The organism is Thiorhodovibrio winogradskyi (assembly GCF_036208045.1).
GTDB lineage: Bacteria > Pseudomonadota > Gammaproteobacteria > Chromatiales > Chromatiaceae > Thiorhodovibrio > Thiorhodovibrio winogradskyi.
In genome coordinates this window covers 1,356,966-1,371,866 of the sequence record NZ_CP121472.1, presented here as the reverse complement: position 1 = coordinate 1,371,866, position 14,901 = coordinate 1,356,966, and the positions used below count along the sequence as shown (strand labels likewise).

Annotated in this window: 13 protein-coding genes; 6 read left to right on the top strand and 7 right to left on the bottom strand. The window is 56.9% G+C overall.

Annotation, left to right across the window (positions count from 1 at the left end; all coding sequences use genetic code 11):
- Positions 1-69: 69 nt before the first annotated feature.
- The 5 genes from Thiowin_RS06255 to Thiowin_RS06235 all read left to right on the top strand — a co-directional run bounded on the left by Thiowin_RS06255 (position 70) and on the right by Thiowin_RS06235 (position 7,337).
- Positions 70-303, top strand: a complete 234-nt coding sequence (locus Thiowin_RS06255) for a type II toxin-antitoxin system Phd/YefM family antitoxin (protein ID WP_328986877.1) — start codon at positions 70-72, stop codon at positions 301-303.
- A 3-nt stretch (positions 304-306) separates the two neighbouring features.
- Entirely contained in the window at positions 307-693 is a 387-nt protein-coding gene (locus Thiowin_RS06250) for a type II toxin-antitoxin system VapC family toxin (protein ID WP_009148020.1), read from the top strand.
- Positions 694-767: 74 nt separating this feature from the next.
- A complete protein-coding gene (locus tag Thiowin_RS06245) occupies positions 768-3,812 on the top strand; it encodes a type III restriction-modification system endonuclease (protein WP_328986876.1) in 3,045 nt (1,014 codons plus the stop codon).
- Positions 3,809-5,866: a hypothetical protein gene (locus Thiowin_RS06240; RefSeq protein WP_328986875.1), complete on the top strand. Its 2,058-nt coding sequence runs from the start codon at positions 3,809-3,811 to the stop codon at positions 5,864-5,866. The genes Thiowin_RS06245 and Thiowin_RS06240 overlap by 4 nt, the downstream gene beginning before the upstream one ends.
- 7 nt (positions 5,867-5,873) lie before the next feature.
- The gene (locus Thiowin_RS06235; RefSeq protein WP_328986874.1) at positions 5,874-7,337 is read left to right on the top strand and encodes a tetratricopeptide repeat protein; all 1,464 of its coding nucleotides are present in this window, start codon (positions 5,874-5,876) and stop codon (positions 7,335-7,337) included.
- 59 nt (positions 7,338-7,396) lie between these two features.
- Here Thiowin_RS06235 and Thiowin_RS06230 read toward each other — a convergent pair whose 3' ends face one another.
- The 3 genes from Thiowin_RS06230 to Thiowin_RS06220 form a co-directional block, all read right to left on the bottom strand.
- Positions 7,397-8,698: a DEAD/DEAH box helicase gene (locus Thiowin_RS06230; RefSeq protein WP_328986873.1), complete on the bottom strand. Its 1,302-nt coding sequence runs from the start codon at positions 8,696-8,698 to the stop codon at positions 7,397-7,399.
- Positions 8,699-8,787: 89 nt separating this feature from the next.
- Positions 8,788-9,630, bottom strand: a complete 843-nt coding sequence (locus Thiowin_RS06225) for an IS4/Tn5 family transposase DNA-binding protein (RefSeq protein WP_408034169.1) — start codon at positions 9,628-9,630, stop codon at positions 8,788-8,790.
- 63 nt (positions 9,631-9,693) lie between these two features.
- Positions 9,694-10,509: a Druantia anti-phage system protein DruA gene (locus Thiowin_RS06220; RefSeq protein ID WP_328986872.1), complete on the bottom strand. Its 816-nt coding sequence runs from the start codon at positions 10,507-10,509 to the stop codon at positions 9,694-9,696.
- Positions 10,510-10,609: 100 nt separating this feature from the next.
- On the opposite strand from Thiowin_RS06220, the gene Thiowin_RS06215 reads away from it, so the two are divergent.
- Positions 10,610-10,885 (top strand): hypothetical protein, encoded by a 276-nt coding sequence (locus Thiowin_RS06215; protein ID WP_328986871.1) that lies wholly within the window; start codon positions 10,610-10,612, stop codon positions 10,883-10,885.
- Positions 10,886-11,249: 364 nt separating this feature from the next.
- On the opposite strand, the gene Thiowin_RS06210 is transcribed toward Thiowin_RS06215, so the two are convergent.
- From Thiowin_RS06210 to Thiowin_RS06195, 4 genes are all read right to left on the bottom strand, one after another.
- Positions 11,250-11,387, bottom strand: coding sequence for a hypothetical protein (locus tag Thiowin_RS06210; protein ID WP_328986870.1), 138 nt, complete (start codon positions 11,385-11,387; stop codon positions 11,250-11,252).
- Positions 11,388-11,490: 103 nt separating this feature from the next.
- A complete protein-coding gene (locus Thiowin_RS06205) occupies positions 11,491-12,927 on the bottom strand; it encodes a GumC family protein (protein WP_328986869.1) in 1,437 nt (478 codons plus the stop codon).
- Positions 12,928-12,957: 30 nt separating this feature from the next.
- Positions 12,958-14,295, bottom strand: a complete 1,338-nt coding sequence (locus tag Thiowin_RS06200; protein ID WP_328986868.1) for a hypothetical protein — start codon at positions 14,293-14,295, stop codon at positions 12,958-12,960.
- 300 nt (positions 14,296-14,595) lie between these two features.
- Positions 14,596-14,901, bottom strand: a complete 306-nt coding sequence (locus Thiowin_RS06195; protein WP_328986867.1) for a hypothetical protein — start codon at positions 14,899-14,901, stop codon at positions 14,596-14,598.

Here is a 14,901-nt window from a genome sequence, read left to right as displayed (position 1 = left end):
GACCAAATCCAACGGCGGATGGTCACTACCGAACCCGCGCTAGCCATAAAACTCAGAGAGCCAATCATCATGTCGCAAATCAGCATACGCGAAGCAGAGGTTCAGCTTTCCAGCCTCATTGAACGCGCCTGCCATGGCGAGGAGATTTTGATCGCCGAAGCGGGAGTGCCCGTTGCCCGTCTCAGCCCGATCAGTCAATCCCGAGTGGGACGGCGTTTTGGCGCTCTGGCTGGTCGCGCCCGTGTCGATGTGCGGTTTTTCGACCCCCTGCCAGAGAGCGAATTGCAGGCGTGGGAGGGCTAAGGCGTGCGGCTCTTACTGGATACCCATGCGTTGCTTTGGTGGCTTGATGGCGATGAACAACTTTCGGTCAGCGCACGCGCGGCCATGGGTGACGAGGCAAACCCGGTTTGGGTCAGTGCTGCCTCTGCTTGGGAGATTGCAACCAAGGTTCGCATCGGCAAGTTGCCACAGGCTGTCGAAGTGGCGGAACGGCTGCCTGAGATTCTCTCGGAGCAGTTGTTTACGCCGCTCCCAATTAGTATCGAGCACGCCCGCCGATCAGGGCTATTACAGAGCGATCATCGCGATCCATTCGATCGGATGCTTATCGCGCAGGCGCAGATTGAGGGTATGGCCTTGGTTAGCAACGAAAAGCTCTTCGATCAATTCGGGGTGCAAAGACTTTGGTAACCCGGGGAGTGTAAAGGTCCCGGGCCGCCGCGCATTCGGGAACTCTCGGAGGCTTCGTCGAGCAAGCAACTGATATGAAGATCAAATTCAAAGTCCAACCCTACCAGACCGAAGCCGTGCAGGCGGTGGTGGACTGCTTTCGCGGCCAGCCGAAGGCCGATCCGGCGCGCTATCGCATCGACCCCGGTCGCTTGGATCAGCTGCAACTAACCAGCGAGGGCTTTCGCAACGCCGAGATCGCGCCGACGGTGGATGTACTGGAAAACATTCGGGCGGTGCAAAAGCGCCAGAACCTGATTCTCTCCGACCATCTGGTCCCCAGCGCGGGCGGCAAGATCAACCTCGACATCGAGATGGAAACCGGCACCGGCAAGACCTACGTCTACTTGAAGACCATCTTCGAGCTGTACGAGGAGTATGGCTGGTCGAAGTTCATCATCATGGTGCCCAGCATTGCGATTCGCGAGGGGGTTCAGAAATCGCTGGCGATCACCGCCGAGCACTTCGCCCAGAGCTATCACCGCAAGGCACGGTTTTTCACCTACAACTCCAAGCGCCTGCATGAGATCGAGAGCTTCTCGAGCGACGCCGGCATCAATGTGATGGTGATCAACGTCCAGGCGTTCAACGCCACCGGCAAGGAGAACCGGCGCATCTATGATGAGCTGGATGACTTCCAATCGCGCAAGCCGATTGATGTGATCGCGCGCAACCGCCCGATTCTGATTCTGGATGAGCCGCAGAAGATGGAAGGGCCGGCGACCAAGAAAGCCCTGCCGCAGTTCCAGGCACTGATGGTGCTGCGCTACTCCGCCACCCACAAAAGCGAGCACAACAAGGTGCATCGGCTTGATGCGGTGGATGCCTACCAGCAGAAGCTGGTGAAGAAAATTCAGGTCTCGGGCATTCAGGTGCGCGGCATCGAGGGGGTGAGCGCCTATCTGCATCTGAACGATATCGAGGTGTCGAAAGACGCGGCTCCGGTGGCGCGCGTCGATATGGAAGTGCGCCAGAAGTCCGGCCAGATTCGCCGCCAGCCCCGGCGGCTGGAGCGCGGGTCCAATCTCTTTGCGCTGTCGCGCGAGCTCGACCAGTATCAGGGCTTCAGCGTCAGCCAGATCGACGCCCGCAGCGGCACGCTGGAGTTCAGCAACGGCGTGGTACTGGGGCTGGGCGAAGCGATAGGCGATGTGACCGAGGGCGACATCCGCCGCTTGCAGATTCGCGAGACCATCCGCGCCCACTTGCAGCGCGAGGAGCAGCTGTTTGCCAAGGGCATCAAGGTGCTGTCGCTGTTCTTCATCGACGAGGTGGCCAAGTACCGGGATTACAGCCAGCCGGATGAGAAAGGCGCGTATGCGCGCCTGTTCGAGGACGAGTATGAGCAGCTGAAGGCAGAGACACTGGGGCGGTTCGACTTCGACAGCCCCGGCTATCACCAGTATCTGCAAGGCATTCCAGCCAGCGGAACCCACGATGGCTATTTCGCCATCGACAAGAAAAACCGCCTGGCGGACCCGGACGTGGCCAAGCGCGGCACGGACAAGGGCCTGTCCGACGATGTGACCGCCTATGATCTGATTCTGAAGAACAAGGAACAGTTGCTGTCGTTCGAGGAACCGACGCGCTTCATCTTCTCCCATTCGGCGCTGCGCGAGGGTTGGGACAACCCGAATGTGTTTGTGATGTGCATGCTCAAACAGAGCGACAGCAGCATTTCGCGACGGCAGGAAGTCGGGCGCGGTCTGCGCATCGCGGTGGATCGGCAGGGTGAGCGTGCCGACCATCCGGCCGAGGTGCATCGCATCAATGTGCTAACGGTGGTCGCCAGCGAGAGCTACCGCGACTTCGTCTCCGGCCTGCAACAGGAAATCGCCGATGGGCTGAGTGCCCGACCGCGCCAGGCGAACGAGGCTTATTTCACCGGTAAACAACTCGCCACCGACGCAGGCGCAGTTGAGATGACAGCGGAGATGGCGCGCGAGCTGCACCGCTATTTGATCAGCAACGGCTATGTCGACAATGACGACCACATCGCCGAGCCCTACCACCAAGCCCGCGCCACCGGCACCCTGGCCGAGCTGCCGGCGAGCTTGCAGTCCTATACCGAGCCGGTGCTGGGCCTGGTTGACAGCGTCTTCAGCGGTGCCAGCCTGCCGATGCCGGGCGATGCCCGCAAGCCAAGTACCAACCCGCTGAACCAGAACTTCGACAAGCGCGCGTTCCAGGAGCTATGGCGGCGCATCAACCAAAAAGCCGTCTACCGGGTGGACTTCGACAGCGAAGAGCTGATCAAGAAGAGCGTGCCCATCCTCAACAAAGAGTTGCGCGTCACGCCCATCAAGTATCTGATTCAGCGCGGCACCCAAGTCGAGAGCATGACCGACGATGACCTGCGCGCAGGCCGCTCCTTCAAGGTGGGTGAAAGCCTGACCGAAACCGGCGCGAGCGCCCACTCAGCCATTGCCTACGATCTGCTCGGCAAGATTGCTGAAGCCGCCGACCTGACGCGCCAGACGGTCGCGCGCATTCTCACCGAGATCGAGCCCAGCGTCTTCGCGCAATACCGCCAGAACCCGGAGCAGTTCATCACCGAGGCAACGCGCTTGATCCGCGAGCAAAAAGCCACGGTGATGATCGAGCGTCTCACCTACGACGCCATCAACGAGCACTACGACACCGACATCTTCACCGCCGGGCAGACCGGCAACGACTTCTCCCGCGCCACCGAGAAGCTCAAACGCCATATCTACGATTATGTGATGCCCGACTCCGAGGTCGAGCGCGCGTTCGTCCAAGCGCTGGATACCGCGCAGGAGGTGACTGTCTACGCCAAACTCCCACGCGGCTTCCTAATTCCCACCCCGGTTGGTGACTACAACCCCGACTGGGCCATCGCCTTCGACCAAGGCAAGGTGAAGCACATCTACTTTGTCGCCGAGACCAAGGGCAGCATGTCGAGTCTGGCACTGCGCGGCATCGAGAACACCAAGATCGACTGCGCACGGAAGTTCTTCGCCGAGCTGGCCCGGCAGGTTGGGGACACCCCCGTGAGGTATGACGTGGTGACGGATTATGGGCGGTTGATGGATGTCGTGGGCGCTCGGCAGGTTGGATGATGGAGCTTTTTAGCCTCATGGCTCTGGTGAATTTTGCCGCCAACATGAGTGGCAAGTTCCAGGGACGACGGAAACAGGGCGAGCGGCACGAACAATCCCTATTACATCAGAGTTTTGACCGCGAGCTGTTCCGCGCCAGATGCGAGGAGGAGCGACACCAAGCCGCACAAAGCCGCGCGCATGACTGGGAACTTGCCGCACAGCAACGACAAAGCGCGCTGGACCTGCAGGAAAACCAGAAGGTTCTGGATCACTGGCCGCTGCGCTTGTTTCCTTCCCAGATTCTGAAAACGGCTGTCGCGAGCGGCCCAGTTCCGCTGCGGGTTTTGATTTCGCCTCCCAAGCATTTGATGTTCGACCTGGAAGGTTCGCTGCGGCCGGCTCTGCGCACCTTTGTCACCGAATACTATGGCTTTAACAGCTCGGAACGCCCGGTTGAGTTACTCGACGGGGCTTGGCGCGATGGGAATTTTCAGGGGGCTGCATCCATTAAGGCATTGCACGCGCGCCTCCAGTCCGAACCAACCCTGGTCCTTGAGATGCAGGCTCTATCGAACGGCGAATCCCTCTCGCTGAATTTGGCGGCATGGGGACCAGCGGATTCCCAGTATCGTTACGACACGGTTCTTCAATTCGATATTCGCTCCGAACTGGAAACATCCGCAAGGCGGCGAGCCACGCAGTGGAAGGCAGCCCGCGACAAGCTCATCAGCGCGGGGCTTGCCGACTCGCCCGAAGAGGCTGATCAACGCTTCGGAGGCATCCGAGCCAAGAATCTCAAGCGCATCGAACAAGAGGATGCCTTGCAAGCCGCTGGGGTGAATCTCGCCGATATCACACTCCCAGCCTTCGAACTGGAAGCAGAGGACTACGCGGAGATCCAAACGCCCTTGATCACCTGGAGCTGCCTCGCCATAGGCTGGGTCGCTGACCTTTACTTCGCGAGTTATTGGGAACGCACCCCGCAACTGCCAAATGCCTTGCCAAAGCTACTGACCGCCGAGAAAAACCTTGGACAAGGGTTAAACGAAATCCTCGGCCAGTATTCGACTACCTACCAGGCGTTGATCGCTGACCGCCCGATTGAGACGCCAATTCTATTGGCCCAACTTGCGAAGACGATGCTCGGCTTAGCTGACCGACGACCGGCACAGGAAGTTCTTGAGCGGGCAGTCAGTTCCTGGTGTGCGCTCAGGGAACTTTCTACCTCATCGCCAGAAGGATACAGCCTGATCCAACATTTTCTTTCAAACTTAGCGAAGGATACCAAGCTCAACGAAGCCTTTGAGGTCGACTCCGACTTTCGCCATCTACTGTGCGAACTGGTCGAAACGCTCTGTCCCGAGCTTGAGCTCAACTGCAGTAAGGCTTTCGACACCGGACTCGCCGCCCGACGTGAACGCGAGGCCATGTCTTTGTTGACCCGCGTATTTGAACAAGTGCCCCGCCGCTTTACGATTGCTGCTTCCTTGTACGCACCACTGAGTGAATCCCTTCTGTCCGAGTACAAAGATCGATGGGACTGGGCTGCCTTGGCGTTGAATAAACACATTTTTTGGTCGGAAAGTCTGCTTGATCGGCATATCGACCGTGTTTATTGGCCATTTATCAGCAGCAACCCGAATGTCGATTGGTCGGCCAATTTGCTGAAGAAATATCAAAAGAAACTGCATTGGTCAGCACTTTCCGAGAATGAACACCTGCCATGGGACGAATCCTTAATTTCAGAGTTTTCTAAGCTTTGGGACTGGGAGGCGCTTTCCGACAATAGAAACCTGCCTTGGAGCGATTCATTAATCTCACGATTCTCTGAACTATGGGACTGGCAAGTCCTTTCCGGGAATCAATCGTTACCATGGACTGCCGAACTTATTGAGCGCTACAAAGCCCGCTGGGATTGGTTTTGGCTCTGCAGCAATACGGCATTGCCATGGCGGGAGGATCTGATAGCTTTTTACCAAAAGCACGTAGACTTTTACGCACTGTCAGATAATCTCTCTGTGACGTGGACTTCGCACTTGATTGAAAAATACGCAGAGAAATGGGATTGGTGAATATCGCATGATCACTTCTCTTCTTAACGCAGGAAAGCCCCATGGCTTATCTGCTAATCCTGGCTTGCCATGGAATTCCGACCTTATTAAAAGATATCTAGACAACTGGGATTGGAGTTGGCTTTCGAGTAATTCAGCCTTGCCTTGGACAGAGCAAATTATCTCCGACTTCCAAGATGAATGGGACTGGACTGAACTTTCTAGCAATCCAGCGCTTCCTTGGACGAAGCGTTTTGTCATTCAATACGCCACGAAACTCGATTTCACTTTCTTGTCTGAAAACCTAGGGATTCCTTGGAGTCTAGATATTCTGAGGGCATTTGCTGAAAAATGGAGTCCCAAAGGGTTAATGGTAAATCCGCGTATCGTCGAGAGTCCTTCTATGAGGTCTTGGGTATTGGAGCAATACAGCAAAGAAACATTTTTGATAGGAGATTTCTTTCTTGAACACGCTCAAAATTCGCGTGATTTTTCCTATCTAAACCAGTTACTGAACATTACGCAGTTAGAGCCCAAACAATGGGGCAAATTTGCAACATCACAAATTTGCGAACTGGCACTCTCAAATATTAGTACTTCGCAACTTCGCGCACTACTCAATATGACGAAACCTAATAGTAAGGATGCAGGCTCAGAAGATTGGTATCAATGCGCTCAGTTCTGGGAGAACGAAAGGTATAAAACAGTCGCGCGGTACCATCAAGAAATTTATAATCCTCATTACTCAGATTGCGTTCACAGAAGTTACCTTCGCCCGGCAAAGTTAGGGCATCGCGAAGCGCAATACAAGCTTGCGGAGCACTATTTACGAAAAGGTGGCTTCAAAACATTGCCAATTATTCGGGAGATAGCCTCGATATCGACAGACCCAAATTATTTAAGGCACGCTATTGAATGGCATCGGGAAGCGGCAAAACAGGGACATCCTGAGGCCCAGGCTTTTCTTTGGAAGTCTTTCTACTTCGGGAAAGATGTTAGACAAGACAAAATAGAAGCCCTTACTTGGTTGGGAAAGCTCGCCGAAAAAGAACTCCAGAACAAAGAAATGGAGGAAAGTCTAGGATATTTTAACTTTCAGCTAGGGGCGCATTTTTATCTTGAAAAGAACTTCGATACTGCTTGTGAGTGGATTCAACAAGCATCCGACCTCGGATACGTTGATGGGATCGTTTTGCTGGGGAAGATGCATCTAGAGGGAAAAGGTGTAGAGAAAAACAATATTCGCGGTTTGGATCTTCTTCACTGTGCAGCGAAACATGATCATTATATTGCCCTAAGATGTCTTGGCGTGTTGTACGAATCCATTTACAGTCACCTCAATATGACCGCTGAGGCTCGTGAGGTATGGCGAAAACTGCTTAGAAGAAGACCTGAAAAATTTTACATTCCCAGGGATCAGTTATCACTTGAATATATCCTGCAACAGGACAGCACTTTTTCTGGGGCATTTTTGAATTTCGAATTTCATTAACCTCACTTATAACTGCTGGCTCAAGAATTATAATACATATAATTTGATTCCGATCTAGTTTAGCGGTACTCGACCGTGAAATCCAAGTACTCAGGCCAGTTCGCTCCGTAATCGCGATACTGCTGGTCCGCACAAACGACCGTCAAAAAACTTCCTGACACATGCCGCTTTAAACGAGTAAGCCCGGTATAGAGTAATGTGGCACCTTGCGGACCCTGTTGACTATCAACGAATATTACCAGAGCCCGTGACTCCCAGCCCTTGAAACTATGCAGGGTCGTTGCCTTGATTTTCTCCGCTCCCATGAAGAAATACTGCTTCCGCTGACGCTCAATTTTCCATTCTTCTGGTGACTTGGTAAAAGTGTGCGTGCACTTCACGCCTTTCATGCCAATCTTGCAGACAAAGTTGTAACCGAACTGTTTTGAATCACAGAGAAAAACAACATCGGTAATAGCAAGAACATCGGGCTCCGCTTTTGGGAATAGCGTGCGGAACTCCTCGATACATTGGGCTGCTGCATCCTCGGATCGAACTTGCACCCATCGGAGCTGACAGGGGTAAAAGTCAAGCTCGTCATTACCGTCAGGTATGTTATCCGGGAGATCAAGCAACTGGTGTGGCAGGTACCGTTGCGCGAAGTCTGCGGCATATCTCAAGGCAACAGGTGGTAATCGATAACTGAGCCCAAGACGCGCCCAACGGCCGACGAAACCTGAGTGATTCATCGCCTCCTCGGTCCATGCGCTTGCCGTACCATAGACGTCCTGACTCGTATCCGCTGAAAGCCACATCTCCCCGCCCGGCAAGCAGACTCGACGCAGCAAGTTCCACCAGTTGAGCTGGAAGTCTTGGCCTTCGTCAACCAGAACAGCGTCGAAATGCTCTACGCCGGCGCTGTTCTCATTCAGGGCTTTATCGACGAGCGCTGGCATCAAGATGGTGAGGATTTCGTTAAGGTTTCCGCTGTCCCAGAGTGCGTTGTACTCCTCTCGGAAACCCGCGTCGATACAAACCCGCTTGCACCAAGCATGAAAATTCAGCCATGTGGCATCAGTTCGAGAACGGCCCCGGTATTCCGGACAACGAACAGTCAGGTCCTGTAGGTAATTGAGCAACGTGAGATTGAAGGTTACGACGAGAACATGTTTCCCTTGCGATAAGAGTTCCCCTGTTCTTGCCGCGAGGACAAGTGACTTGCCAGAGCCTGCAGGGCCTTTAATCCGGCGATAGCCAGATGCTGACCGTGTCTTTGAGAGCCGTTTCTGATTCTCATCAAGTTCAAGCGGAAGCCTTTGCGTCGCAGCGAAATCCGGCTCGACCAGCCAATGTCGTAGATCCTTTGCAACTTCGCGCGTCATGAGTACCGACCAACTGCGTTTTGCCTCCGGAAAAACTCTACTGATCCCAGCCTTCTCAAGCGTGTCTCGACCTACAAGCGGGCATACCATTACCCATAACTCTCCCCGACGCTGCGGTAGGCCTCCAGCGCCCGCACAAAATCGGGGATGCGCTGCAAGCCGATCCAGAGCGTCTTCGGCCCCGGAAAGCCATCGCATTTGCGGTTGAGAAAGCCACCGAGGCTGGCGACCATGCGCACCATGGTATCGAGTGGGGGCGGCTGCTCGGGTGGCGCTTGGCGTTGGGTGACCAGATAGACCGCCTTCCATTCCTCCTCGGCAAAGACCGCATCGCAGGGCATCTCCGGGCACTCGCGTCCGAGCATGGTCAGGTAGAGCACCCGCCAGGCGATGATCAGTGTCTCGGCCAGCTCATTGACGCGCGCGTCGCCATCGACCCAGCGCACGCTCTCTCTTTCTTCCAGCGGGCGCAACGGGTCTTTGTCCTGACCCAGACTGCCGGGCTCGCGGGTGAAGGTGTGCACGTCGAGCAACCCCAGCGCGACGCGCTCGGGCGTGACCGCCAAGGTGGGATGGATGTACATCCCATGGCGGCTTTCGTAGTTCAGCGGACCCAGACCGGCGATGCCCTTTTTGGTCGTGAAGTCTCCCTCGCTGGTATCCTGGATGCAAAGGACCCGGGGATACTCGCGCACGCGTGCTTCAGTACAGGCGATATGAGGGGCGAGCACCTGCTTGGCGGTGACTTTTGGATGATTGAAAAACCGGTAGGCCGCGCGGGTCTCATACCAGCCGTTGCAAGCCCCGGGGATACTCTGTGTCGGCTTGGCGCCGAGGGAAGCGATCACCTGCTGGGCGCGCCGATTCAGGCGTTGATCGCCCAGGGAGATGGTGCTCAGTCCCGCGGCCAATGTCGATTCAGGCGCGCTCATGCCACCACCCCCAACGCGGCGCGGTACTCGGGCGCCAGCGGGTAGACATAGACCGCACAAGCGCTACAGCGCGGCTTGATGGGTGCGGTCGGTTTTGCCTCGTCCGGTGGTCTCGCCCAGATAGTGCCAGTTGGCGGCACGGTAGCAGGTCCCGGCAAAGCGCGGGGTTTCGACGAAGGTCTCCAGCAGCACCACGCGCTCGCCATAGCGGGCGGGAAAGTCGATGGTGACTTGCCGCGCGGCCAGGGCCAGCACTTTGGAGGCGAGATGCTTGACCTGCACCCAGGGCAGAATCAGAAAGCGGGCGTTGTTGAGCACCCGTCCCAGCTGCGCTTGGCGCTGGACGGGCGTCCAGCCAATCCAGCGGTCGCGGGCGGCGACTTTCCAGGCCGCCGCGCCAAAGCCGATGGCGCCGAGCAGGCCGCCATCGAACTGGATCAGGTAGCGCAGCTGCGCACCGGGCAGTGGGCTGTAGCCGAGGTAGTGGTAGCATTCGATGAGGCTATTCCAACAGTGCGAGGCACGTCGGTCACTGACGCTCACCAAGTGCAAGCCGCTGAGTGCCTGCACCGGGCAGGACACCGGGACCGGCTCGGGCCAAGTCTCGGGGCGCGCGCGGTATCGGCGCCCATTGCCATTGCCGCCGCTCGGCGGTGGCAGTTCGATGAGCCCGGCGCGATGCAGACGCAGCAGCCCCACGCGGGCGCTCATGAGCTTGGGGTGGCCTTGGAGATCGGTCCACTCCAACGCGCGACACACCCGCCGGGCGATCTCCGCGCGCAGCGGCGGCTGCGCCAGCGCAATTTCGTGGCGAATGCGCGCTAAGTCGGTTTCGTTGAAGGGGCGCCCACATAAGCGGCTTGGAATGCCTTGGTCCATTGTTTTCCGTCCCGTCGGTCATGATGATGGGACGGCACTCAGCAGATCTCGGGAGCTGTGTCCAGCCCTGGGCGACGCTGGGGGGCGGGAGATATGGGTAATGGTATGGATGGAACCTGGTCGCCGCCGACCCCGCGAAGGCGATGTCTACGCCCGCCTGCTGACCAAGCTGGAAATCGAAGGCCAGGCGCTCAATGGTCGGGTGTTCGACATCTTGGGCGAAGTCTTCGAGAACATCCGCCTGCGCGACCTGCTGCTGGAGGCCATTCGCTATGGTAATACTAAAGGCTTAGCGCGGTGCTTAGCCTTGCCTGAAAGGATCGAAGCGATGCCATCGCACACTCGGCGATATTTTTGTAAACAAAATTGCGCGTAGCACCTAAAGTCCGAGGCTACATAAGCTTAACGGTACACATGGATACGACGAATGCACTTATGAGACTCCAGCGACTGGGAACAAGAGGCCAACAAGCTAAGATCGGAAAACGAAGTCCTGCTCGATGGCTTCAAGGCCTGGCTCGCCGAAAGTGGCCTTAAGGAGAAGACAATCGACAAGCACGCCGGCAACGTGTTTTTTCTTCATTAATGAGTTTTTGCTCTAGGAGGACGCCGTACGAGCGGAAGACGGGCCGTCTTTTGTCAACGAGTATTTCAACTGGTTCCTCCCGCGCAAGGCGATGTGGTCGAGCGCGGAAAGGCGCGGACTCCGGTACGGAGTTGGACGCAGACGTTGATCCGCGTTAATTGTGCATCAATGCGTGGGTGATGAGATTGTAGCGCCGCTGAGCTGAGCCCCCGAGAATCCGCGCGAGCAGGGATTCGTTCAGGATGAACTCGCGCAGGTTTGTGGTGATGATGCACTTGGTGAGAGTTTGCATAAGATGCGCGATACTTGCGGATAATAAAGCCGAACGAAATGTTGTTGTAATCGACAACAGAGTTCTGCTTCGATACCGCTCTTGATCCTCTCGCTAGACCCCTCTACAAATTGTCTTCTGACCCCAGTTGCTTGGTGGCCTGCCACGGCAGCTGCCTATCCACACCCTGCTGAGGTGACTTGCTGCTAGGGGAGCCAATCAGTTCAAACCCCGGATCGATGCGCACCCCGACATAGGAGACATTCGCCGGCTTGTTCCGTCCGGACAGGTAATCCACCAACCAGGTAACGAATAGCGCACCGAGCAGGGACAGGCCGATGGCGATGAACAGATCCCTTCGATAATGCGGATAGACAGGACTAGTCGGCAGCGACGCGCTTTCTACGATCTGAATGGGCGGGTAGTCCTCGAAGTTGCGCATTTCGATTCGTGCCAGTCGCTCGCGATTGTCCGCCAGCAAGGTTTCGAGGCGGGCCAATTCTCCTTCGAGAGACTCGTATTCCTTGAACCGCTTGGAAAACTGCTGGACCTCGCGTTGCTGCACGTCGATCTCGTTTTGAAGCGCCGAAACGGCTTCAGTGGCGGCATCAAGTTCCTGAACCGCCTGGTCACGGACGCTCTCGCGGGCCCGCTCAATGGTCCGCTTCAACTCCCGTTCCAACAGCCGCACCTGTTCAGGCAAGTCGCGCAGCGTCGGATCGCGTTCAAGATACTTCAGGGTAAAGCGCCCAAGCAGTCCATCGAGCCGATCACGCGCGCGTTCATAATCCCGTCTCAGACGTGCCAAGTCGGCTTGCTGTTCATTTGTCACCACTGTGGTACCGCGCGCAATGGCTGCATCCACGGCATCAAGGTTCGCCCGCGCGTCCACCACACGCTCACGTGCCTTGGCCAGAGAATCGTTCAGACCCTTGAGCGCGGCCACCGTGCGGTTCTCTTCCCGCTCAAGGCTGACAATATCGAAGCGCTCGGCAAACCGGGCGAGTTCGGCGCGCGTGCGCTCAATGCGTGCGACCAAAGTGCCTTGCTCGGCTTCCAGTTCAGCCGTGGTGCGCCCGCTGGCAGCGCTGATCTCCTCGACCCGAAAAGCCTGATAGGTCTCGGCCCAGGTATTGGCGACTACTTGCAGTTGGCGCGGCTCCCGGCCCTCGGCGCGTAACTCCAGCAGATTGGTAAAAGGCACCTGCGCCACCGACAGCATGCCCGCGAGACCCTCGCGAGACAATGCCGGCGCATCATGCCCAAGCAAAGCCTCCCGCAACCGCGCAATCAGCGTCTCCCCGAGCAGGAGGCGCTCCTGAATGGCAACATGTTCGAAATCGGCATCCGCGCTGAGCGCATCCACCGCCTTGGGCTTGACCGTGAGCACGGAGACCGTAGCTCGATAAACTGGAGGACGGGCATAAACCACTACTAGGCCGATGACTAAACTCACCAACAACACCGACAGGAAGATTTTCCAACGTGCAACCCGCACGGGGGTCTCCGCCGGTGCTTGGCCGGAAGCTGTGTGGGCAGCAAAAAATTTCTGAGCGTCCATCCTGTCCCCCTTTCATATTCCCATGAACAGCTAACTGCCACGCTCAGCGGATGCGGCGCCGGTCGGCAACGGCTCTGACTCCCGGTACAGCGGTAACATGGCGATCCGTGCCTCGATATCTTGTGCCATGGCACGATAGCGCGTGTCATCAAAGCCCCCGAATTCAAGCCGAAACTCGCGCTCGTGAAGAAATTCCGGCAAATCTCGCACCTCTGGCATAAAGATATCCTCGCTCACACCCGCAGCGAAGATCCGCTGAATGCGCGCGGCCTGCGACGCGCTCACCGTTGCCAACTCCGCGAAGCGCACCCCGGCTCGATCAGCGGCCAGGTCGGGAAAACTGAACCCAGAACCACCGCGCTTGTCGAGAATTTCCTTAAACAGCCCGACCGCATCGGCCAGTTCGCTGTCCCCAGGAGTCGCCAAGAGTGCTGAAATAACAAAATGCTGCGCCAAATCACGCCGCCCCCGCAAGCGCAGATCCTGCTGAACAGGTTTTTCCACGGTTTTGCCCGCCCCTCCAACCCATTCCGCAGCGGACCGACCGCCAAGGTAAAATCCGAGCACCAAAATCAGCGCGCGATTTTCCGCCACCGCATCCCCGCCCCGAAGGCTACGCGTCTGGGCCAGCGCAAACAAGGGCTGTGCAAAAGACGCCAGGGACAGGGGCCCGCGATCATCCGCCGCGCGTGAGACCTCAGCGAGCTTGTGTGCATAGACCAGAATGCGGTCGCGCTCTTCCTGTCCAATCAGCTGATCGCGACCGCGCTCGCCGAGCCGCTTCACCAATACCGGATCCCAGCGGTATCGCACCCGCAAGGCATCTTCAGTGAAACGATAATCCTGAATCGAACCCACCGCCGCGACATAATCCGCATCCAGGCGTGCGAGCTGATCGACCCAAACCAGGCCAGTCTGTGCAAGCCATGATGGCAGGTGCCAGCGCCCAATCCGCAGATCGTGGATTGTTGGCTGTCCAGGCGTCTGCGCGACCTTGGCTTGCAGATTCAGGTAGCCGTGAGGCCAGGGAAGCGGCCATGTTAATGTGGCCCATAGCAGCACTCCTCCCGGCTTCAGATCGATCCTAGCCGCTGTCCCTGGCATGAGTCGTGCCAACCCCTGCTGCGCGAGCAGATTCAAATCCTGTTCCGAGATGACCACTTGTCCCATCTGCCCCGGTGTCAGGCGCCGCGGGTCATGAGCGCGCAGGCGGCTTCCGACATCTGCCCCAATTTGCGCCAGCTCCTCGGGCCGCGCAGGCGTCCCGCCGCTCAGCAAGGGATCGCGCTCGAGTGAGACAATCACCAACAAGATCAGCAACAGCGGCAACCCAATAGCCACTAACGAAATCAACCGAACCAATCGCATCAGGTTCAACTCCTTCGTGGCGGTGTCTCCACCCAAAGCTGAATCATCATGTTCTCGCAAAGCATGGCAATGGGATCCACCTCAATAAGCTAGATTTTTCGGTCATCTCCCCCGCAGCCAAGAACCGGAAGCGACGCTCTTGGACCTCGATCATATAGTGACCTTGATGAGAGCCGCAGCACAGGCAGGGCTTGATGGTGAACCCCGCGGTCAGGCGAGATCCGCGAATCTGCTTAAGCTCTTTGCCCACTGGTTCCTAATCATATTTCTAGCACGGCCCCATCCATATTCAAGCGACAATCACCATGCGTGCGGGCGGAACTCTGCCGTATTGAGAATACTTGCCGAGTCGCCGGTGGCCCGGATGCTGAAAAGCCCCCAGTTTTCCAACATGGCTTGCGCTCCCGCATCGGCACTCAGCCAAGCCATGGCACCATAAATCTGATTCTCGGTGTAGCGCGGTATCAAGACCTCGAGATGATCGAGTTTGTACAGGAAGTTTTTCACGTCCTCCGGGCGCAAGGTGGTCTTGACCTCCACCATCACGACCACGACCTCGTCACCCTTGTGGACGGTGATGTCGAGTTCGTATTGGAATGGCTGCAA

Coding starts and splice junctions, on each gene's coding strand:
- Thiowin_RS06200 (WP_328986868.1), bottom strand. CDS start 14,295: ATGCGATTGGTTCGGTTGATTTCGTTAGTGGCTATTGGGTTGCCGCTG.
- Thiowin_RS06235 (WP_328986874.1), top strand. CDS start 5,874: ATGATCACTTCTCTTCTTAACGCAGGAAAGCCCCATGGCTTATCTGCT.
- Thiowin_RS06230 (WP_328986873.1), bottom strand. CDS start 8,698: ATGACGCGCGAAGTTGCAAAGGATCTACGACATTGGCTGGTCGAGCCG.
- Thiowin_RS06240 (WP_328986875.1), top strand. CDS start 3,809: ATGATGGAGCTTTTTAGCCTCATGGCTCTGGTGAATTTTGCCGCCAAC.
- Thiowin_RS06225 (WP_408034169.1), bottom strand. CDS start 9,630: ATGAGCGCGCCTGAATCGACATTGGCCGCGGGACTGAGCACCATCTCC.
- Thiowin_RS06220 (WP_328986872.1), bottom strand. CDS start 10,509: ATGGACCAAGGCATTCCAAGCCGCTTATGTGGGCGCCCCTTCAACGAA.
- Thiowin_RS06215 (WP_328986871.1), top strand. CDS start 10,610: ATGGTATGGATGGAACCTGGTCGCCGCCGACCCCGCGAAGGCGATGTC.
- Thiowin_RS06205 (WP_328986869.1), bottom strand. CDS start 12,927: ATGGACGCTCAGAAATTTTTTGCTGCCCACACAGCTTCCGGCCAAGCA.
- Thiowin_RS06210 (WP_328986870.1), bottom strand. CDS start 11,387: ATGCAAACTCTCACCAAGTGCATCATCACCACAAACCTGCGCGAGTTC.
- Thiowin_RS06255 (WP_328986877.1), top strand. CDS start 70: ATGTCGCAAATCAGCATACGCGAAGCAGAGGTTCAGCTTTCCAGCCTC.
- Thiowin_RS06245 (WP_328986876.1), top strand. CDS start 768: ATGAAGATCAAATTCAAAGTCCAACCCTACCAGACCGAAGCCGTGCAG.